Below are 19,753 nucleotides of genomic sequence, written 5' to 3'. Positions count from 1 at the left end.
GTGCGGAGGCGGGCGTGGCGGCGGCCGGCTTAACTCCCGAACCCCCCATTACCCGCCATTTCGTCAGCGACGGCAGCCCTTCCGGATCGACCTTCTGCCACCAACCGCGTTCGGCATTGAGCTTGGCGATCGGCAGGTCGATGCTGCCTTCGTCTTCGGCCGGGCCGCCTTCGACGATCGCCCAATAGGTCTTGGAAATCCGCGAATGCTTGAACAGCAGCCCGAGCGTGGCGGTGGCCTTGCGGTGGCGGCCGAGCACCAAGCAGCCGGAGGTGTCGCGGTCGAGCCGATGCGCCAGCACCGGCGGACGCGGCAAACCGTAGCGGAGCGCGTCGAACGACGCCTCCAGGTTCGGGCCGCCTTTGGGCCCGCGATGCACCGGCAGACCCGGCGGTTTGTCGATCACCAGCATCAGCCCATCGCGATACAGCACGCGCGCCTGGATCTCCTCGGGGGTCAGTTCCGGCGGCTCGAATTGATCTGGGTGGCTTTCGTTCATGGCGCGAAACGGCTAACACAGCGCCCTGATGAGCGACACTCCGGAAAATTCGAAACAGAGCTGGTGGCGGCGGCTGTCCAGCGGACTGAAGCGCACCTCGAGCTCGATCGGGACCGCGCTGTCGGAATTCGTTTCCAAGCGCAAGCTCGATCGGGCGATGCTCGAGGAGATCGAAGACGTGCTGCTGCGCGCCGATCTCGGCACCGAGGTGGCGGCGCGCATCGCCAAGGCGGTCGGCGAGGGCCGCTACGACAAGATGATCTCGGCCAGCGACGTCAAAGAGATCGTGGCCGCAGAAGTCGAGAAGGTGCTGGCGCCGGTGGCGCAGCCGCTCGACATCGATGCCGGCAAGAAGCCATTCGTGATCCTGATGGTCGGGGTCAACGGCTCCGGCAAGACCACCACGATCGGTAAGTTGTCGGCGCGGTTCGCTTCCGAAGGACACAAGGTGATGCTGGCTGCCGGCGACACCTTCCGGGCCGCGGCGATCGATCAGCTCAAGGTCTGGGGCGATCGCACCGGCACCCCGGTGGTGGCCGGCGCTCAGGGCTCGGACGCCGCAGGCCTCGCCTTCAACGCGCTCACCGAAGCCAAGCAGCAGGGCCGTGACGTGCTGCTGATCGACACCGCCGGCCGGCTGCAGAACCGCACCGAGCTGATGAACGAGCTCGAGAAGGTGGTGCGGGTGATCAAGAAGGTCGACGCCTCCGCGCCGCACGCGGTGCTGCTGGTGCTCGACGCCACCGTCGGCCAGAACGCGCTGTCGCAGGTCGAAGCCTTCACCAAGACCGCCGGCGTCACCGGCCTGGTGATGACCAAGCTCGACGGCACCGCCCGCGGCGGCATCCTGGTGGCGATCGCCGAGAAGCACAAACTGCCGGTACACTTCATCGGCGTCGGCGAAGGCGTCGACGATTTGTCGCCGTTTACGGCGCGCGATTTCGCCAAGGCGATCGCCGGCACGGAGGCGGCATGACGGACGACCTGCTGAAGCCCAACCGGCCGCACCCGCTGTTCAAGCTGGCGACCGAGCTCGGGCCGCTGCTGGTGTTCTTCATCGTCAACGCCAAGTTTCATCTGTTCGCCGCGACCGGCGCCTTCATGGTGGCGGTGGTCGCCGCCGTGATCGCGTCCTACGTCGTCACCCGGCACGTACCAGTGATGGCGCTGGTCACCGCCGTGGTGGTGTTGGTGTTCGGCACCCTGACGCTGGTGCTGCACGACGAGACCTTCATCAAGATGAAGCCGACCATCGTATATGCGCTGTTCGGCGCGGTGCTCGGCGGCGGGCTGCTGTTTGGCCGCAGCTTCATCGCCATCATGTTCGATCAGGTGTTCAACCTGACGGCGGAAGGCTGGCGCAAGCTGACGCTGCGCTGGGCGCTGTTCTTCTTCGCGATGGCGGTGCTGAACGAAGCGGTGTGGCGGACGCAGTCGACCGACTTCTGGGTCAACTTCAAGGTGTTCGGCGCGGTGCCGCTCACCATGCTGTTCGCGCTGCTGCAGATGCCGCTCACCAAGCGCTACGCGGCCGAGCCCGCCACGCTCGAACAGAGCGCCGCCGACGAAGGCGACGTGTCGGGGCGCTGAGTCTGCTTGGCCCCAGGTCGTCATTGCCGGGCTCGACCCGGCAATCCATCTTGTTGTGAAGGGATGGATGCCCGGGTCAAGCCCGGGCATGACGTGTTACTTCGGGGCAGGCACCCCGGTCTCACCTCGATTATTTCTGCTTGGCGATGATCTTGTCCTTGATGCCGTCGTAGGTCTTCTGCGGCACGATCTTCTTCTGCACCAGCTCGTCTTTGCCCTTGTAGGGCCGGCCCTTGATGATCGCAGCGGAGTAAGCCTTGCCGACGCCGGGGAGCGCGTCGAGCTGTTCGGCGGTCGCCGAGTTGATATCGAGGAGCTCGACCTTCTCCGACTTCGCCGGTGCAGCCGCCTTGGTGTCGGCTTTCGGCGGAGGGGCCATCTTGTCGGATTTGGCGGTCGGCGGCGTGGCCGGTTGCGGTGCCTGCGCCATCGCGGGCGCGGAGGCGAGCAGGCCGAGCGCGACGGCGGCGGCGAGCGGGGCGAGCGTGAGACGACGGAAAGTCGAGGTACCCATCGGATGTCCCTCCAAAGGACGTTGTTAGTAACGCCCGAAGCTCATCCGGGATTCATGGCGCCGCAATGGCGGCGCGATGAACGGCCGATAAACGGTCCGATTTATTTTCGAGGGGTTTTGCGCGGTGCTAACAGGTCGGTCAGCTCTGCGGTGCGGCCAGCGCCTTGCTGATTTCCGGCTTCAACACCTTCTCGATGTTGTCCGGGGTGATCGGCCCGACCAGCTTGTAGGCGATCTTGCCGTCGCGGCCGATCACGAAGGTCTCCGGCACGCCGTACACGCCCCATTCGATCGCGGCACGTCCGGAGGCATCGACGCCCACGGCCGCGAACGGATTGCCATACCGGCCGAGGAAGCGGCGGGCGTTGTCGGGCTTGTCCTTGTAGTCGATCCCGACGAGCTGGATGCGGGTGTCCTGCGCCAGCGTCATCAGCAACGGCGCTTCGTCATGGCAAGGTACGCACCACGATGCCCAGACGTTGACGACGCTGACCTTGCCTTTGAACATCGCCGGATCGAGACCCGCGACCTGGCTGCCGTCGCGGCTCAAGCCTTCCAGCGGCGGCAGCGGCGTCTGCGGCGCCGGCCGGCCGATCAGGGCCGAGGGGATTCGTGACACGTCGCTGTCGCCGAGCCGAAACCAGAACAACACCGCCAGCCCGGCGAACAGCAGCGCCGGCAGCACCACCAGCCAAGAGCGGCGCTTCGGCGAGGCGGGATCGAAGGTGTCGCTCATGATGATCCGTGGGTTGTCAGTGATCGGTCGCGCTGCGGCCGGAGCGGCGGACGGCGCCGCGGGCTTCGAGATCGCGCAGCCGCGCCTTCTGCTTGCGATAATCCAGCACCACCCAGCCGATCAGCAGCAGCACCACGATCGCGGTCGCGGCGTAGGACGAGACGATGAAGTCCGCGTATTTGCCGAGCATCACGCCGCCTCGGCCCGGCTGGCCTGCATCATCTGCAGCGAGCGCACCCTTCGGCGCAGGATCTCGTTCCGCATCGCCGCCAGATGCAGCGTCAGAAACAGCAGCGAAAACCCGATCGCGGTGACCAGCAGCGGGATCAGGAACGCCTTGTCGAGCGTCGAGCCGCCCATCCGCACCACCGAGGCCGGCTGGTGCAGCGTATTCCACCAATCGACCGAGAACTTGATGATCGGCAGGTTGATGGCACCGACCAGGGTCAGCACGGCGGCGGCGCGGGCGGCTCGGGACGGGTCCTCGACCGCGCGCCACAGCGCGATCAGGCCGAGATACATCAGAAACAGCACAAGCATTGAGGTCAGCCGGGCGTCCCACTCCCAATAGGTGCCCCACATCGGCCGGCCCCACAGCGAGCCGGTGACCAGCGCCAGGAATGTGAAGGCCGCGCCGATCGGCGCCGCGGTCTTGGCTGCGACGTCGGCGAGCGGATGCCGCCACACCAGCGTGCCGAGCGAGGCGACGCTCATCACCCCCCAGACGAACATCGCCAGCCAGGCGTTCGGCACGTGCACGAACATGATCTTGACGGTGGCGCCCTGCTGGTAGTCGTCCGGCGCCAGCATGCCCTGGGTCAGCCCCGCCGCCAGCGCCAATGCGGTCGCGGCCGCCAGCCAGGGCAGCAGGCGCCCCGCGAGCGTCAGGAACCGGGTCGGATTGGCGAGTTCGGTCAGCTTCATCGCGTTCCTGATATCGGGGCTGAGGGCCGCAGGCAATGACGCCGCGTAAGGGTTGCTGCGGAGTTGATCGGGGCAGCCCCACAGGTGATCGCTGTCGCAGTGCAGCAAACCAGCCGCTGCGGGTGCGCGGCGGCATCCGGGCCAAACCGGAGATGCGGCCGATCGCGATCGCGCATCAGCGGTCCCAGAGTAAGCCGTGCATTCGCGGATCGGCGTCGAATGCGTTCCGGCCGAAGGCGAGCGAGCCGCGTGGTGCTTCGCAGAAGGCGCGTGCCCCGTTGCGGTCGAGATGGATGCGCCAGCTTTGGCGTTCCACCGGCGCCTTGCTGCGGAACGCGCGCGGTGACAGTACCGCGGCGTTGGCGCCATGCTGCGGGTCGCGGACCGAGGGATATTTGATGATCTCCGCGCCGGCGGCGCGCGCCGCTTCGCTGAACGCTTGTCCGGCGGCGTAGTCCTGCGTGTTCAGAATTGCCGCCAGGTCATCCGGCGGCCTTGCTGTGAGATCGAGCACACGCTCCGAGCCGAGGTTGATCGAGAAGGCGGTGTGCTCCGCGGGGTTCTGCGGCCACGGCGTGCCGGGCGATTCGGCGAAGAAGAGCAGGCGATGAAACACCGCCTCGGCGATCGCCGTCGAGGGCTGGGCGGCGGCATAGAACACGCCCGCTTCGGCATTGGGCCGCCGAAACCGCGAGCCCCACGGGTTGGTCGCGCTGTAGCGGAACGGCGTCATCAGCAGAAAGTCGAGGCCCTCGCAATCCGCCGGGACCGGCGGTTTGGTGTCCTCGATGATCTCTTCCAGCAGCGCCTGCTCCTCGAGCGAGTCGGTCAGCTTCATCGTCGCTGATTGATGCTGCGCCTCGACGATGCGCCAGAACCGTCCTGAGAGCCTCGCCGATTCAGACCGGAGCGCGTCGCGTATCCAGGTACTGGACAACATGAAACAGCCCCGGAATTTTCTGGATCAGCTCGATCGGCGTACCCCGCAGCGCGACGTTGTCGCTCTTCATCCATGCGCGCGCGGCGGTCTCGTCGCCGGCCACGATGGCGTCGAGCGAGCGGTACAGCCGGACGAACAGCGCGGCGAGTTCATAGGCCTTGCCGCCGTCGAGCACGTAGTCGCCGCTCTTCATCCGCGACACCACGGACTCCGACAGGCCGATGACGTTGCTCAACACCTTCTGCGACAGGCCCAGACGCTCGGCCGCCTTGAGGGTGGCCTTGGTCAGCACCTGCCCCTTATCGAGGGCGGCCGGGGATCGATTCAGAACAGCGACCACGTTGCGCTCCTCTTTCTAAAGAAAGAATATAATATAATCTTTTCTCAGGCAAGAGAAGTGGGTCGCGCGGAGGTGGTTCCTGCTAGTCGGCTAATCCAGCCCCTGGCGCAGGCTGGCGGCGGCGGCGAACGGGCCGATCACCAGGCTGAGCAGCGAGATCGCGCACAGGATCGAGAACGGGGTGCCGAACGACACCGGGCCGACGATCGCCGCCTGGGAGGCGGAAACGCCGAAGATCAGCACCGGGATCGACAGCGGCAGCACCAGCACGGCCAGCAGCAGGCCGCCGCGGCGCAGCGTCACCGCCAGCGCGGCGCCGATCATGCCGGTGAAGGTCAGCGCCGGGGTGCCGGCCAGCAGCGTCGCCATCACGGCCAGCGAGGCGCTGCCGTCGAGGTTGAGCAATAGGCCCAGCACCGGCGTCGCGACGATCAGCGGCAGGCCGGCCGCCAGCCAATGCGCCAGCGCCTTGGCGGCGCAGGTCAGCTCCAGCGGAGTGCGGCTCATCACGATCAGGTCGAGCGAGCCGTCCTCGGCGTCGGCGGTGAACAGCCGGTCGAGTGTCAGCAGGCTGGCGAGCAGTGCGCCGAGCCACAGGATCGCGGGGCCGAGGCGTTTGAGCAGGGCGAGATCGGGGCCGACCGCGAACGGCATCAGCACCACCACGGTGAGGAAGAACAGTACGCCGATCAGCGCGCCGCCGCCGACGCGGAGTGCGATCTTGATATCGCGGCGGATGATGGCGCCGAGCGCGGTCATGTCGCGGCTCCGATCCGCTGCTCGCGCACCGGAATGCCGAGCGGCGTGTGAGTGGCTGCGACGATGATGCCGCCGCGGGCGAGGTGATCCTGCATCAGGCCGACGAACAGCTCCTGGCCTTTGACGTCGAGCGCCGAGGTCGGTTCGTCCAGCAGCCAGATCGGCCGCCGCACCACCAGCAGGCGGGCGATCGAGAGCCGTCGGCGCTGGCCGGCCGACAGATACGCCGCCGGCAGTTCGGCGGCGTGGCCGAGCCCGACCGCCTTGATGGCGGCGCTCAGATCGGTGCGCTCGCCGCCGAGAAAGTCGCGCCAGAAGCCGAGATTTTCAGCGACGCTGAGCGACGGCTTGAGCGCGTCGCGGTGGCCGAGATAGTGCGCCTGTTCGGCGACCGGCGCATCCGGTTCCCCGCCGTCGAGCGTGATGGTTCCGCCCTCGGGTGTCAGCAGCCCGGCGATCAGCCGCAGCAGCGACGTCTTACCGGCGCCGTTATGTCCGATTAGCGCCAGCGCCTCGCCGGCGCTTGCCTCGAAGGCCAGTCCGGCGAATACCTCGCGGCCACCTCGTACACACCGTAAGTCGCGCCCCGACAGCCGCATACATCCCAACCTGTTCCGCTCCGGGATCGGAACGGCCTGCTCACAAATCGATGCGCTCGCCTGTCATTGTCGAACTGGCGGCGCAATTGGAAAGGTTCTATAAGCCGGAACTTGATGCAGCACACGATCGGCGCCTGCAAGCCGGACGGCCTGCCCCTCCGGAGCCAGCATACAAGCTCGCCCAATCGAAAACGATAATCTGGGACCCGCCTTACATGACCTCGCTCGACAGCTTCAAATGCCGGAAGATCCTCAAGGTCGGCAGCAAGTCTTACGTCTATTACAGCCTGCCCGCCGCCGAGAAGAACGGCCTGAAGGGGATTTCCCGTCTGCCCTACTCGATGAAGGTGCTGCTGGAAAACCTGCTGCGCAACGAGGACGACCGCACCGTCAAGAAGGCGGACATCATGGCGGTCGCCAAGTGGATGCGGAAGAAGGCGCTGGAGCACGAAATCGCATTCCGCCCGGCGCGCGTGCTGATGCAGGACTTCACCGGCGTGCCGGCGGTGGTCGATCTTGCGGCGATGCGCAACGCGATGCAGAAGCTCGGTGGCGATGCCGAGAAGATCAATCCGCTGGTGCCGGTCGACCTCGTCATCGACCACTCGGTGATCGTCAACTTCTTCGGTAACAACCAGGCGTTCAAGAAGAACGTTGCCGAGGAGTACAAGCAGAACCAGGAGCGCTACGAGTTCCTGAAGTGGGGCCAGAAGGCGTTCTCGAACTTCTCGGTGGTGCCGCCCGGCACCGGCATCTGCCACCAGGTCAATCTCGAGTACTTGGCGCAGACGGTCTGGACCAAGAAGGAGAAGATGACGATCGGCCGCAAGACCGGCACCTTCGAAGTCGCCTATCCGGACACGCTGGTGGGTACCGACTCGCACACCACCATGGTCAACGGTCTCGCCGTGCTCGGCTGGGGCGTCGGCGGCATCGAGGCGGAAGCTGCGATGCTCGGCCAGCCGCTGTCGATGCTGCTGCCGGAAGTGGTCGGCTTCAAGCTCAAGGGCGCACTCAAGGAAGGCGTCACCGCCACCGACCTGGTGCTCACCGTCACCCAGATGCTGCGTAAGCAGGGCGTGGTCGGCAAGTTCGTCGAATTCTTCGGCCCGGGCCTCGACAATCTCTCGGTCGCCGACAAGGCCACGATCGCCAACATGGCGCCGGAATACGGCGCGACCTGCGGCTTCTTCCCGGTCGACGGCGAAACTATCGATTACTTGAAGACCTCCGGCCGTGCCTCGGCGCGGGTCGCGCTGGTCGAGAAGTACAGCAAGGCGCAGGGCCTGTTCCGCACCTCCAAGTCGCCGGACCCGGTGTTCACCGTGACGCTGACGCTGGACCTCGCCACCGTCGAGCCGTCGATGGCCGGCCCGAAGCGCCCCGAGGGCCGCATCGCGCTGTCGTCGGTGTCGGAAGGCTTCGCCACCGCGATGGCCAACGAGTACAAGAAGGCGCTCGACGGCGCGCGCTACAAGGTGGAAGGCCGCAACTTCGATCTCGGCCACGGCGACGTGGTGATCGCGGCGATCACCTCGTGCACCAACACCTCGAACCCGAGCGTGCTGATCGGCGCCGGCCTGTTGGCGCGTAACGCGGCGGCCAAGGGCCTCAAGGCGGCGCCGTGGGTGAAGACCTCGCTGGCCCCGGGCTCGCAGGTCGTCGCCGAGTATCTGGCGAATTCGGGTCTGCAGAAGGATCTCGACAAGGTCGGCTTCAACCTCGTCGGCTTCGGCTGCACCACCTGCATCGGTAACTCCGGCCCGCTGCCGGAAGAGATCTCGAAGTCGATCAACGACAACGGCATCGTCGCCGCCGCCGTGCTGTCGGGCAACCGCAACTTCGAAGGCCGCGTCTCGCCGGACGTGCAGGCCAACTACCTGGCCTCGCCGCCGCTGGTGGTCGCCTATGCGCTCGCCGGCTCGGTGACCAAGAACCTCGCGGTCGATCCGATCGGCACCGGCAAGGACGGCAAGCCGGTGTACCTGAAGGACATCTGGCCGAGCACCAAGGAGATCAACGCCTTCGTCAAGAAGTACGTGACCTCCAAGATCTTCAAGGCGCGCTATGCCGACGTGTTCAAGGGTGACACCAACTGGCGCAAGATCAAGACGGTCGAGTCCGAGACCTACAAGTGGAACATGTCGTCGACCTACGTGCAGAACCCGCCGTACTTCGAAGGCATGACCAAGCAGCCGGAGCCGATCACCGACATCGTCGACGCCCGCGTCCTGGCGCTGTTCGGCGACAAGATCACCACCGACCACATCTCGCCGGCCGGTTCGATCAAGCTGACGTCGCCTGCTGGTAAGTACCTGACCGAGCGTCAGGTGCGCCCGGCCGACTTCAATCAGTACGGCACCCGCCGCGGCAACCACGAAGTGATGATGCGCGGCACCTTCGCCAACATCCGCATCAAGAACCACATGCTGAAGGGCGCCGACGGCAATATTCCGGAAGGCGGCCTGACCAAGCACTGGCCGGACGGCGAGCAGATGTCGATCTACGACGCCGCCATGAAGTACCAGGAAGAGAAGGTGCCGCTGGTGGTGTTCGCCGGTGCCGAATACGGCAACGGCTCGTCGCGCGACTGGGCCGCAAAGGGCACCCGTCTGCTCGGCGTTCGCGCCGTGATCTGCCAGAGCTTCGAGCGCATCCATCGCTCGAACCTGGTCGGCATGGGCGTGCTGCCGCTGACCTTCGAAGAGGGCACCTCGTGGGCCTCGCTCGGCCTCAAGGGCGACGAGAAGGTCACGATCCGCGGCCTCGAAGGCGACCTCAAGCCGCGGCAGATGCTGGAAGCCGAGATCACCTCGGCCGAGGGCAAGCGCAAGCGCGTGCCGCTGCTGTGCCGCATCGATACGCTCGACGAGCTCGATTACTACCGCAACGGCGGTATTCTGCACTACGTGCTGCGCAAGCTCGCGGCCTAACAGTCGCGATCTTCGCCGATAGGCGCAGAATGCCTCACTGCGAAGTGAGTGGCAGGTGAACGGAAGGCGGCCTATGCAAATGGCCGCCTTTTCGTTTTAAGGCTCCTCGATGGATGGCGGCGTGCCGCCGTCCCGAAGCATTCGGCAAAGGCGGTTCGGCAAACGACTATGAATGGTGTTGGTGGATTTTCGCGGTGGTCCGGCGCACTCGGCCTGTGCGTGGCGATCGCGACGGCCGATCTTGCTGCCGCCGAGCCCCGCGCCGTGGTCGAGCTGTTCACCTCGCAAGGCTGCTCGTCCTGTCCGCCGGCGGACAAAATCATCGGCGAACTCGCCCGCGATCCGTCGGTGATCGCCCTCAGCCTGCCGATCGACTATTGGGACTATCTCGGCTGGAAGGACACCCTGGCCGACTCCCGTTTTACCGCTCGCCAGAAAGCTTACTCGCAAGTGCGAGGCGATCGGGACGTGTTCACCCCGCAGGTGATCGTCAATGGGTCGGCGCACCTTGTCGGCAGCAACCGCGCCGGCATCGAGGGCGCGATCAAGACCACCGACAAGACCGCTGGGGTGATGACCGTGCCGGTCTCGGTGGCGGTCGAAGGCAAAGAGATCAAAGTGTCGGTCGCCGCGGCGCCTCAGGGCGAATCCGCCAAGAGCGGTGAGGTCTGGATCTGCGCGGTGTCCAAAGCGATCCCGATCGAGATCGGGCGCGGCGAGAACCGCGGCCGGCACGTCACCTACCACAACGTGGTGCGCAATCTGCTGAAGGTCGGCGATTGGACCGGTGCGGCGGAGCACTGGACGGTGCCGCTTGAGAACGTCGTCGGTGACGGCGTCGATGCGGCGGCGGTCTATGTGCAGAACGGCAGCCGTGAGAAGCCCGGCGCGATGCTCGGGGCCGCGTTCACGTCGCTGAACTGATCATCTGCCGGGTGCGATCTGGCGGACAATAGCCGGAGCTGATTTGCGCGCCTTGGCTGCGGGCTTCACGATCGCAAGCGAGCCGGCCCCTCAAAACAAAAAAGGACCAACTTGCGTCGGCCCAGGAGGGGGATCGAGGTTCTGCGTACAGGCCCGATCCCGACTGCTTCGGGGGGCTGGGGGCTGAGGAATCCGAAGCCGAAGGGACCGGGCCAACGCAGTGATAGCGTTATCGCAAGCGGGCTTGGCGGGCGCTGGGCGAAAATCGGGCGGCAATAAGAATTCGGCTAACGAAGGCGTGAGCCGCGTGCGCAAGGGCGCTGTTTCGGCGCCTGCTGCTTTCGGTCCCCTTGCGGCCCGTCGCCGGCGGCGCAATCATGTCAGCGTCGTGACAGGAGGCGCCGATGGATATGATTTCCGGGGAGGCTGACCCCAGCGAGAGCCGCGCAGCGGAGCGCCCAGGCACCGCACCGCTGCAGGGACTGGTCACTTTCAACCGCCTGGAGCTCAATCGCATCCTCAATCTCTATGGCCGGATGGTCGCGGCCGGCGAGTGGCGCGATTACGCCATCGACTTCCTGAAAGACACCGCGGTGTTCTCGATCTTCCGCCGCGCCTCGGAAGTCCCGATCTATCGCATCGTCAAGGATCCGCGGCTCGCCCGCAAACAGGGCGCGTACTGCGTCATCGGCGCGTCCGGCCAGATCCTGCGCCGCGGCCATGAACTCGAACGCGTGCTGCTGGTGATCGACCGCAAGCTGGCGCTGGTCTGACCTCAACGCGGCGGAGCTGGGTCGGGGCGAAGCGTCTCGATGGCCCCCGTCTTGTCCGGGCGCCCCAATATCCCAGAGCGCCAGGGATCAGCGTCAATTCTCTGGAATACTGGGCCCTCCGCTTTCGCGGAGGGTTACGGCATTATGCGCTGTTCGGCCGTGCTTCTGCTTCGGGCACGGTCCGACCGCCGTCGCCCAGCGTCCGCTGCATCAGCACCGAGTCCAGCCAGCGACCGAACTTGAAGCCGACGTCGGTATGGGTGCCGATCGGCGCGAAGCCGGCCTTGCGGTGCAGGGCGATCGAGGCGGCGTTGGCGGAATCGCCGATCACCGCGATCATCTGGCGGAAGCCGCGCTCGGTGCATGCGGCGATCAGGTCACGCAGCAGCGCGCTGCCGATGCCGCGGCGGTGGGCCGCCGGATCGAGATAGATCGAGTTCTCGACCGTGAACCGATAGGCCGGCCGGGGCCGGTAGGGGCCCGCATAGGCATACCCGGCAATCGCCCCGTCCGCCTCCGCGACCAGATACGGAAAGCCGGCTTCGGTCAGAGTGCTGAACCGCCGCGTCATCTCGGCAAGATCGGGCGGGGTCAGCTCGAAGGTCGCGGTGCCGAACCGCACCGCCTGCTCGTAGATCGCGGTGATGGCCGGCAGGTCGGCGGTGGTCGCCGGGCGGATCAGGTGGTCGGACATACGGAATTCGGACTCGGAGCGGATCGCCAATCTCAGCGTCATACGCGGGCTTGACCCGCGTATCCATCCTCTTCGCCATGACGCTTGGCTGGCTTGCAGGAGGCTGCCTGCAGCAGGATGGATCGCCAGGCCAGCCCGGCAAGGACGGGCGTTTGCTGTGAGATGCCCTGCGGAAGTCCCTTGGTTCGGACGTTCGTTCCGCCCAAAACAAAAGCCCCGGCGCTGGGCCGGGGCTTCGATCCGTCAGGTCTGGGAGGAGACCGTTATTCCTTCTGTCCGAGCAGCTGAAGCAGCAGCGTGAACAGGTTGATGAAGTTCAGGTAGAGCGACAGAGCGCCGGTAATGGCGGCCCGCTCGGCGACGTCGCCGCCCATCGAGCCGTAGCCGTAGATGTAGTCGTTCTTCAGGCGCTGGGTGTCCCAGGCGGTCAGGCCAGCGAACACCAGCACGCCCACCACCGAGACGATGAACTGCAGCATCGACGAGGCGACGAACAGGTTCACCAGGCTGGCGATCACGACGCCGAACAGGCCCATGATCAGGAACGAACCCATCCCGGTCATGTCACGCTTGGTGGTGTAGCCGTAGAGGCTCAGCGCACCGAACGCGGCAGCGGTGATGAAGAACACCCGGACGATCGAGGTGTGGGTGTACACCAGGAAGATCGACGACAGCGAGATGCCCATCAGCGCCGAGAACGCCCAGAACAGAAGCTGTGCGGTCGCCGGCTTCAGGCGGTTGATGCCGAATGAGATGACAAACACCATCGCCAGCGGGGCGAGGATGAAGACCCACTTCAGCGGGCTGACGAACATCGCCACGCCGAACGAGGTCAGCATGGTGTTGCCGACCCGAGCCGCAGCCGCGCCGGCGTCCGTGGTCACGGCGCCCATATAGACGCCGAGCGCCGCCAGGCCGGTGATGGCCAGGCCGATCGTCATGTAGTTGTAGATGCGCAGCATGTAGGCGCGCAGCCCGGCGTCGACGGTCGCGGTTTCGACGCGTCCGGCGGCCCGGCCGAAGGGAGAAGTGTAGTTGCGGTCCAAGTCCGACATGGTCGAGATCCCGAGTTGGTCTGGCCGGTCGCGAAGGGTGGCGAAAGCCAGTACTAATTTATCCGGACGGTGGCGAGGAATGTGCGCTTAAAGTTGAGCCAAGATCCCAGTCAGGACCCAAAATTAACGTCTGTTCATCGAGCCGTCCGACCCATGCTGATATGTGGGAAACTAACACGGACGGGGCAAGCTTTAATGCGCGGCTGAATGTCGCTCCGCTCTGAAGGGTAAAGAAATCGGCGTCCGACCTTGGTCGAAAATGGCCATTTCCCAGTCCTAACAGGACCCGCCAGAGCGGTGCGCCAGCGCGCCGCGCCGCCCGTTCCGCCGGCGCTGCATACTATAAATTTCGCAAAACGGAAGCTGGTTTCTGGTTGAGCGCCAGCCACGTGCCGATCAGTCCGAGGCCGACCGTGACCACCAGGGCGGCCACCACCACGCCGGCCGCCGAGCCGGCCTGCCAGGCGAAACTCAGCGTCATTAATCGTGTGACAATCAGCCACGCGGCGACCGAGCCAGCCAGCACGGCGAACGCCGCGGTGGCGAGACCAATCAGCGCATATTCGAGCGCGAAGGCCCCGATCAGCCGTGCCCGGGTGGCGCCCAGCGTCTTCAGGATCACCGCGTCATAAACCCGGTGGCGATGGCCGGCTGCGAGCGCGCCGCCCAGCACCAGGATGGCGGAGATCAGCGTCACCGCGCTGGCGCCGCGCACCGCCAGCACCAGGTTCGACACCACGCCGCCGACCGTCTCCAGCGCCTCCCGCACCCGGACCGAGGTCACCATCGGAAACCGGTCGGCGACCTGCTTGATCACCGCGGCGTCGCTCTGCGGCGTGCTGCCGCTCTCGGTCAGCGTGGCGATATGAGTGTGGGGCGCGCCGCGAAAGGTGTCCGGTGAAAACACCAGGACGAAATTGATCCCGAGGCTCTGCCAATCGATGCTGCGCAGGTTCGAGATCGTGGCGGTGATCTCGCGGCCGAGCACATTGACGGTGACCTTGTCGCCGATCGACAGGCCAAGTCCCTGCGCCAGCTTCTTGTCGAACGACACCAGCGGCGGGCCGCTATAGTCCTTGGGCCACCACCGTCCCTCGACCACCTTGGAACCGGCCGGGACATCGACCGCATAGGTCAGGCCGCGATCGCTTTGCAGCACCCACTCGGCGTCCGGCGCCGGCTTGAGGTCTTCGGCGCGAACGCCGCGCGCGGCGACGATCCGGCCGCGCAGCATCGGCACGTCTTCCAGGGTGGCGTTCGGCGCGATCTGGCGCAGGAATGTGCCGAATTGATCAGTCTCGCTGGAGGGGATGTCGATGAAAAAGAAGGTCGGTGCCTTCTCGGGCAGCGCAGCGCTGAACTGCCGCCTCAGGTTACCGTCGACTTGCGAGACGGTAACCAGGACCGCGAGGCCGAGACCCAGCGACAGGACGACTGATGGTGTCAGCGCGCCGGGGCGGTGAATGTTGGCGACGGCGAGCCGCAGCATGGTGATGCGCGATCGCGGCAGCCGGCGCGCGATCGCCATCAGTCCGGCGGCGACGCCGCGCAGCAGCACGAAGATCGCCAGGGTGGCGCCGATCACGGCCAGCGCGACGCGCTTGTCGTAGGCGAGCCCGATCACCACCGCGAGCAGCACCGCGACGACCGCGGCGATCAAGGCGATGTGCTTCAGCCGGGGTCGGTGGCCGTCGGCGGTCGCGGCCTCGCGAAACAGCGTCGCCACCGGCACGTCGCGCACCTGCGCCAGCGGCCATAATCCGAACGCCAGCGCGGTGAGCAGGCCGTACACCAGCGATAGCGCCAGTTCGCCGGGATGCAGCGCCGCCACCACCGGCAGCGGGAGTAACTGGCCGAACAGTCCGACCAGCGCGAACGGCATCGCGGCGCCGAGCGCCAGCCCGATCGCCGCGCCGATCAGCGCGAGCACGACCACCTGGGTGAGATAGATCGCGAACACGTCGCGCCCGGTGGCGCCGACCGCCTTCAGCGTTGCGATCACGTCGCGGCGGCGATCGATATGGCTCTTCACCGCATTGGCGACGCCGACGCCGCCGACCACCAACGCGGCGAGGCCGACCAGGGTCAGGAATTGAGTGAAACGGGTAATGGTGCGTTCGAGCTGCGGCGAGGCGTTGCCGCGGGTGCGGATTTCCCAGCCGGCCTGCGGCAGTGCCGCGCGGGTGTCGTCGACCAGCCGCTGCGCTGCGCGATCGTCGGTGCCGTTGTCTGGCAGCCGGACCCGGTAGGTCCAGCGCACCAGGCTGCCGGGCTGCAGCAACTGGGTCGCGCGCAAGCCGTCGTCGCTGATCAAGAAGCGCGGACCGAAGCCGATGTTGCCGGACAGCTTGTCCGGCTCGGCCGCCACTGCGCTGCGGATCTGGAAGGTGGCACTGCCGATCGTGACCTTGTCGCCGATCTTCAGATCGAGCCGCGCCAGCAGGGCCGGGTCGGCGGCGGCCCCAAAGGCATCGTCCCGCCGGGCGAGCAGGTCGGCAACCGGCATCGGCGGTTCGAGTTTGAGCTCGCCGAGCAGCGGATAGGCGCCGTCGACCGCCTTCAGCTCGACCAGAGCCGAGCGGCCATCGTCGGTGCGTGCCATGCCGCGCATCGTGGCGGCGACCGAGACATCGCCGCGGCTGCGCAGGAACGCCACTTCGTTCGGCGTCGCTTCGCGCTGGATCAGGGAGAACGCAGCGTCACCGCCGAGCAGCGTGCGGCCCTCGCGGGCGAGCCCGTCCCCCAGGCTGGCTGCGACCGAACCGACGCCGGCGATCGCCATCACGCCGAGCGCGATGCAGGCGATGAAGACGTAGAAGCCGTTCAGCCCACCGCGCATCTCGCGCAGCGCGTAGCGCAGCGGCAGCGACCACGGACGGGTGCGGGGCGACGTCTCGGTCAGGACCGTCATCGATCAGGCCGACCGTGCGCGTGCGGCGGAGCCCGGCTGCGTGGTGTCGATTCGCCCCGAGCGCAGCCGCACCACCCTGTCGCAGCGCTGCGCCAGTCCGGAATCGTGCGTGACCAACACCAGCGTCATGCCGCGTTCGGCATGTTTGGCGAACAACAGGTCGACGATCTGCTTGCCGGTGGTCTCATCGAGATTGCCGGTCGGCTCGTCGGCCACCAGGATCGCCGGATCAGGCGCGAGCGCGCGGGCGAGCGCGACGCGCTGCTGCTCGCCGCCCGAGAGCTGCGAGGGGTAATGATGCAGCCGCTCGCCGAGACCGACCGAGGCCAGCTCGCGGGCCGCACGGTCCGCGGCACCGGTCTGACCGGCCAGCTCCAGCGGCACCGCGACGTTTTCGAGCGCCGTCATGGTCGGGATTAGATGGAAGGACTGAAACACGATTCCGATCTGGCGGCCGCGGAAGCGGGCCAGCGCGTCCTCGTCCAAACCATTGAATGAGGTGCCGTCGACCACCACCTGACCGCTGTCGGGCCGCTCCAGCCCGGCCATCACCATCAGCAGGGTGGACTTGCCGGAGCCGGACGGGCCGATCAGCCCGATCGTCTCGCCGGTGCCGACGCGCAGGCTGATATCCTTGAGGATGTGCACCCGCGCGGCGCCGCTGCCCAGCGATAGGTTGACGTTGGAGATCGCGATGCTGTCCGGCGCGCCGCCGGCCAATGACGAGGGTTCAATGAGACTGTCCATGGCTGCCTCATATGGCTATTCAATCGTGGCGGTCGAGGGGTGGGCGCGCACGATCGCGCTGGTCCTGGGACTTGGAATGATGGCGGCGCTGCCTGGACAAAGTGCGCGGGCCGAGACCGCCGCAAAGCCGCTGAAGGTGGTGGTGCTCGGGGACTCACTGACCGCCGGCTATGGTCTGCCGGCTGCCGATGCGTTTCCGGCCAAGCTGCAAAAGGCGCTCAAAGCCAAGGGCATCGACACTGAGATGGTGAATGCCGGCGTGTCGGGCGATACCGCCAGCGGCGGCCTGGAGCGGCTCGACTGGTCGGTGCCGCCCGATGCCGATGCGGTGATCGTCGAGCTTGGCGCCAACGATGCGCTGCGCGGCACCGATCCGAAGGTCCCGCGCAAGGCGCTGGACGAGATCCTGAAACGGCTGAAGGCGCGCAAGCTGCCGGTGCTGCTCGCCGGCATGCTGGCGCCGCCGAATTACGGCAAGGATTACGCCACGCAGTTCGACGCGATCTATCCGGACCTTGCCAAGCAATACGACGTGCCGCTGTATCCGTTCTTCCTCGACGGCGTCGCGGCGGTGTCGAATCTCAATCAGGCCGACGGCATCCATCCGACCGCGGCGGGCGTCGACATCATCGTCGAGCGGATTTTGCCCAAGGTCGAGGCGCTGCTCCGCCCGCTCCTGGTGCAAAGCCGCTGAGAAAGTGGCAGTTCTGCCTTAAGGGCCGGATTGCCCTCAGCTTTCTGGGCCCCACGAGGGCTGCGCTGTAGCGCTGTTACACAAACGCGCTACACAATCGTATCGTTGATTCGCCGGACGTTTTGCGGACTGCCGTGCCCCACGCGGGACGGTCCCCACGATCGGGATAGGCAGCCGCAATCGGCCTCAGGTTCGAGGGTGTGCCGATGCCGCGTTTGTTTACGGGACTGGAGATTCCGGCCGAGATTGGCCAGACCCTGTCGAGTTTACGTGGCGGACTACCGGGGGCGCGCTGGGTCGATCCGGACGATTATCATCTCACCTTGCGGTTCATCGGCGACATCGACGGCGTCACCGCCAACGAGATCGCCTCGACGCTGTTTCGGGTCAATCGCAAGCCGTTCGAAGTCACCCTGCAGGGACTGTCGAGCTTCGGCGGCAAGAAGCCCCGCGCGGTGGTCGCCTCGGTGGTGCCGTCGAAGCCGCTGATCGAGCTGCAGGCCGAACTCGAGCGGTTGATGCAGCGGGTCGGGCTCGATCCCGAGGGACGGAAGTTCACCCCGCACGTCACCTTGGCGCGGCTGCGCGGCGACGTCTCCAGCCGCGATGTCGCCGACTATCTGTCGATCCGCGGCTACTTCCCGTCCAAGGTGTTCAAGGCCGAGCGGTTTGTGCTGTATTCGGCCCGCGCTTCGACCGGCGGCGGCCCCTATATCGTCGAGGCGCCATACGAGCTGAATGCCTGACCAGGCACCTCGTTATCGCGCATAGCTCTCCGACCGATTCCCGGCTTGCATTTTGCCGCCCGATCAGGCGGTAAAAGGCCGCATGTCCTCGCCGCACTCGCTCCGCCAGCAATATCAATCCCTGATCGCCTCCGGCAGCATCGAAGCCGATCCGGCGCAGGCTCGCGCGGTGCAGGCCTTCACGCTCCTCAACGAGACGCTCGACGGCTATAAGCCACCGAAGAAGCAAGGCTTTTTCGGACGTCTGTTCGGCGGCGGCGATGCCGGCCAGGCCCCCCCGCAGGGGCTCTACATCCATGGCGAGGTCGGCCGCGGCAAGACCATGCTGATGGATCTGTTCTTCGACGCCAGCCCGATCGCGTTGAAGCGGCGGTCGCATTTTCACGAGTTCATGGCCGAGACCCATGACCGCATCAACGGCTTCCGCCAGGCGATCAAGCGCGGCGATATTCCGGATGCCGACGTGATGGAGCTGACGGCGGCCTCGATCCTCGACGAAGCCTGGCTGCTCTGCTTCGACGAATTTCACGTCACCGACATCGCCGACGCGATGATCCTCGGCCGGCTGTTCACCAAATTGTTCGAGCTCGGCACCGTGGTGGTGGCGACGTCGAACGTTGCGCCCGATGATCTCTACAAGGGTGGCCTCAACCGCTCGCTGTTCATGCCGTTCATCGGCCAGGTGAAGCGGCATATGCGGGTGATCCGGCTCGACGCGCGAACCGATTACCGTCTGGAGAAATTCGCCGGCATGAAGGTCTGGCTGACGCCGGACGATGCCGAGGCGACCGCGACGATCGATCGGGCGTGGCATCGGATTACGGGTACGACGAAGGGTGAGCCGCGCGACATCTCGATCAAGGGTCGCATCCTGCATGTGCCGCAGGCCGATCATCACGTCGCGCGCTTCTCGTTCGCCGATCTGTGCCAGAAGCCGCTGGGCGCCAGCGATTACCTGCGCCTCGCACATGAATATCACACGCTGATGATCGATCATGTCCCGGTGATGGACTACGCCGATCGCAATGCCGCCAAGCGGTTCATCGCGCTGATCGATACTTTGTACGACAACTCGGTGAAGCTGATGGCCTCAGCCGCTGCGGAGCCCGCCCGGCTTTACCGCGCCACGGAAGGCTTCGAGGCGCTGGAATTCAACCGCACCGTCTCCCGTCTCACAGAAATGGGATCGGAATCGTATCTGGCGCTGCCGCACGGCCGGCGCGACTCCACCGCGACCGGCGAAACCACCGGACTGGTCGAAACCTAGGTGTGTTCCGAGCCTCCCGCAGTTTGCAGGGCGCTGGCCCAACAAAGGGGCGCTCGCCGACTTGAACGCATGGGGCGAAAGCGATAACCACCCAAACGGATTTCCCAC

21 protein-coding genes are annotated in these 19,753 nt (G+C 66.1%); 8 read left to right on the top strand and 13 right to left on the bottom strand.

The window, feature by feature from the left end; genetic code table 11:
- The coding region (locus tag VRZ08_RS24515) for an RluA family pseudouridine synthase (RefSeq protein WP_414534193.1) at positions 1 to 499 on the bottom strand (499 nt) is incomplete at its 3' end.
- 28 nt (positions 500 to 527) lie between these two features.
- On the opposite strand from VRZ08_RS24515, the gene ftsY reads away from it, so the two are divergent.
- Complete coding sequence (gene ftsY, locus VRZ08_RS24510; protein WP_264053884.1) at positions 528 to 1,475, top strand: signal recognition particle-docking protein FtsY; 948 nt, start codon at positions 528 to 530, stop codon at positions 1,473 to 1,475.
- Positions 1,472 to 2,089, top strand: a complete 618-nt coding sequence (locus tag VRZ08_RS24505; RefSeq protein ID WP_408018094.1) for a septation protein A — start codon at positions 1,472 to 1,474, stop codon at positions 2,087 to 2,089. The genes ftsY and VRZ08_RS24505 overlap by 4 nt, the downstream gene beginning before the upstream one ends.
- 130 nt (positions 2,090 to 2,219) lie before the next feature.
- Here VRZ08_RS24505 and VRZ08_RS24500 read toward each other — a convergent pair whose 3' ends face one another.
- The 8 genes from VRZ08_RS24500 to ccmA all read right to left on the bottom strand — a co-directional run bounded on the left by VRZ08_RS24500 (position 2,220) and on the right by ccmA (position 6,901).
- On the bottom strand, positions 2,220 to 2,603 hold the full coding sequence (locus VRZ08_RS24500) for a ComEA family DNA-binding protein (protein ID WP_264075087.1): 384 nt from the start codon (positions 2,601 to 2,603) through the stop codon (positions 2,220 to 2,222).
- A gap of 139 nt (positions 2,604 to 2,742) precedes the next feature.
- Positions 2,743 to 3,339 carry a DsbE family thiol:disulfide interchange protein gene (locus tag VRZ08_RS24495; RefSeq protein WP_263990174.1) on the bottom strand — a complete coding sequence of 199 codons (597 nt, stop codon included), beginning with the start codon at positions 3,337 to 3,339 and terminating at the stop codon, positions 2,743 to 2,745.
- A 16-nt stretch (positions 3,340 to 3,355) separates the two neighbouring features.
- On the bottom strand, positions 3,356 to 3,529 hold the full coding sequence (gene ccmD / locus VRZ08_RS24490; protein WP_414534192.1) for a heme exporter protein CcmD: 174 nt from the start codon (positions 3,527 to 3,529) through the stop codon (positions 3,356 to 3,358).
- Positions 3,529 to 4,263, bottom strand: a complete 735-nt coding sequence (locus VRZ08_RS24485; protein ID WP_107353813.1) for a heme ABC transporter permease — start codon at positions 4,261 to 4,263, stop codon at positions 3,529 to 3,531. The genes ccmD and VRZ08_RS24485 overlap by 1 nt, the downstream gene beginning before the upstream one ends.
- Before the next feature lie 175 nt (positions 4,264 to 4,438).
- The gene (locus tag VRZ08_RS24480; protein ID WP_414534191.1) at positions 4,439 to 5,101 is read right to left on the bottom strand and encodes an RES family NAD+ phosphorylase; all 663 of its coding nucleotides are present in this window, start codon (positions 5,099 to 5,101) and stop codon (positions 4,439 to 4,441) included.
- 61 nt (positions 5,102 to 5,162) lie between these two features.
- Positions 5,163 to 5,543 carry an antitoxin Xre/MbcA/ParS toxin-binding domain-containing protein gene (locus VRZ08_RS24475; protein ID WP_414534190.1) on the bottom strand — a complete coding sequence of 127 codons (381 nt, stop codon included), beginning with the start codon at positions 5,541 to 5,543 and terminating at the stop codon, positions 5,163 to 5,165.
- Positions 5,544 to 5,633: 90 nt separating this feature from the next.
- Positions 5,634 to 6,302, bottom strand: a complete 669-nt coding sequence (gene ccmB / locus VRZ08_RS24470; RefSeq protein ID WP_107342453.1) for a heme exporter protein CcmB — start codon at positions 6,300 to 6,302, stop codon at positions 5,634 to 5,636.
- The gene (gene ccmA, locus VRZ08_RS24465) at positions 6,299 to 6,901 is read right to left on the bottom strand and encodes a heme ABC exporter ATP-binding protein CcmA (protein ID WP_414534189.1); all 603 of its coding nucleotides are present in this window, start codon (positions 6,899 to 6,901) and stop codon (positions 6,299 to 6,301) included. Before ccmA ends, ccmB begins: the two co-directional genes overlap by 4 nt.
- 215 nt (positions 6,902 to 7,116) lie before the next feature.
- On the opposite strand from ccmA, the gene acnA reads away from it, so the two are divergent.
- From acnA to VRZ08_RS24450, 3 genes are all read left to right on the top strand, one after another.
- A complete protein-coding gene (gene acnA / locus VRZ08_RS24460) occupies positions 7,117 to 9,834 on the top strand; it encodes an aconitate hydratase AcnA (protein WP_414534188.1) in 2,718 nt (905 codons plus the stop codon).
- A gap of 168 nt (positions 9,835 to 10,002) precedes the next feature.
- Positions 10,003 to 10,758, top strand: a complete 756-nt coding sequence (locus VRZ08_RS24455; protein ID WP_414534187.1) for a DUF1223 domain-containing protein — start codon at positions 10,003 to 10,005, stop codon at positions 10,756 to 10,758.
- 404 nt (positions 10,759 to 11,162) lie between these two features.
- A complete protein-coding gene (locus VRZ08_RS24450; protein ID WP_107342449.1) occupies positions 11,163 to 11,531 on the top strand; it encodes a DUF2794 domain-containing protein in 369 nt (122 codons plus the stop codon).
- Between the two features lie 142 nt (positions 11,532 to 11,673).
- On the opposite strand, the gene VRZ08_RS24445 is transcribed toward VRZ08_RS24450, so the two are convergent.
- From VRZ08_RS24445 to VRZ08_RS24430, 4 genes are all read right to left on the bottom strand, one after another.
- Positions 11,674 to 12,225 carry an N-acetyltransferase family protein gene (locus VRZ08_RS24445; RefSeq protein WP_414534194.1) on the bottom strand — a complete coding sequence of 184 codons (552 nt, stop codon included), beginning with the start codon at positions 12,223 to 12,225 and terminating at the stop codon, positions 11,674 to 11,676.
- Between the two features lie 263 nt (positions 12,226 to 12,488).
- Positions 12,489 to 13,280: a Bax inhibitor-1/YccA family protein gene (locus VRZ08_RS24440; protein WP_011155766.1), complete on the bottom strand. Its 792-nt coding sequence runs from the start codon at positions 13,278 to 13,280 to the stop codon at positions 12,489 to 12,491.
- A gap of 340 nt (positions 13,281 to 13,620) precedes the next feature.
- The gene (locus VRZ08_RS24435) at positions 13,621 to 16,191 is read right to left on the bottom strand and encodes an ABC transporter permease (RefSeq protein WP_414534186.1); all 2,571 of its coding nucleotides are present in this window, start codon (positions 16,189 to 16,191) and stop codon (positions 13,621 to 13,623) included.
- A 3-nt stretch (positions 16,192 to 16,194) separates the two neighbouring features.
- Entirely contained in the window at positions 16,195 to 16,938 is a 744-nt protein-coding gene (locus VRZ08_RS24430; protein ID WP_414534185.1) for an ABC transporter ATP-binding protein, read from the bottom strand.
- Here VRZ08_RS24430 and VRZ08_RS24425 point away from each other — a divergent pair.
- The 3 genes from VRZ08_RS24425 (at position 16,937) to zapE (ending at position 19,645) form a co-directional block, all read left to right on the top strand.
- A complete protein-coding gene (locus tag VRZ08_RS24425; protein ID WP_414534184.1) occupies positions 16,937 to 17,632 on the top strand; it encodes an arylesterase in 696 nt (231 codons plus the stop codon). The two genes, VRZ08_RS24430 and VRZ08_RS24425, sit on opposite strands and share 2 nt — an antisense overlap.
- Positions 17,633 to 17,838: 206 nt before the next feature.
- Positions 17,839 to 18,378, top strand: a complete 540-nt coding sequence (gene thpR, locus VRZ08_RS24420) for an RNA 2',3'-cyclic phosphodiesterase (protein ID WP_107342446.1) — start codon at positions 17,839 to 17,841, stop codon at positions 18,376 to 18,378.
- An 82-nt stretch (positions 18,379 to 18,460) separates the two neighbouring features.
- A complete protein-coding gene (zapE, locus tag VRZ08_RS24415) occupies positions 18,461 to 19,645 on the top strand; it encodes a cell division protein ZapE (protein WP_107353805.1) in 1,185 nt (394 codons plus the stop codon).
- The last annotated feature ends 108 nt before the right edge of the window (positions 19,646 to 19,753 follow it).

This window comes from Rhodopseudomonas sp. G2_2311 (assembly GCF_047501505.1).
Taxonomy (GTDB): Bacteria; Pseudomonadota; Alphaproteobacteria; order Rhizobiales; family Xanthobacteraceae; genus Rhodopseudomonas; species Rhodopseudomonas palustris_H.
The sequence above is the reverse complement of the archived record's forward strand: the minus strand, read 5'-3'. Positions and strand labels throughout refer to the sequence as shown.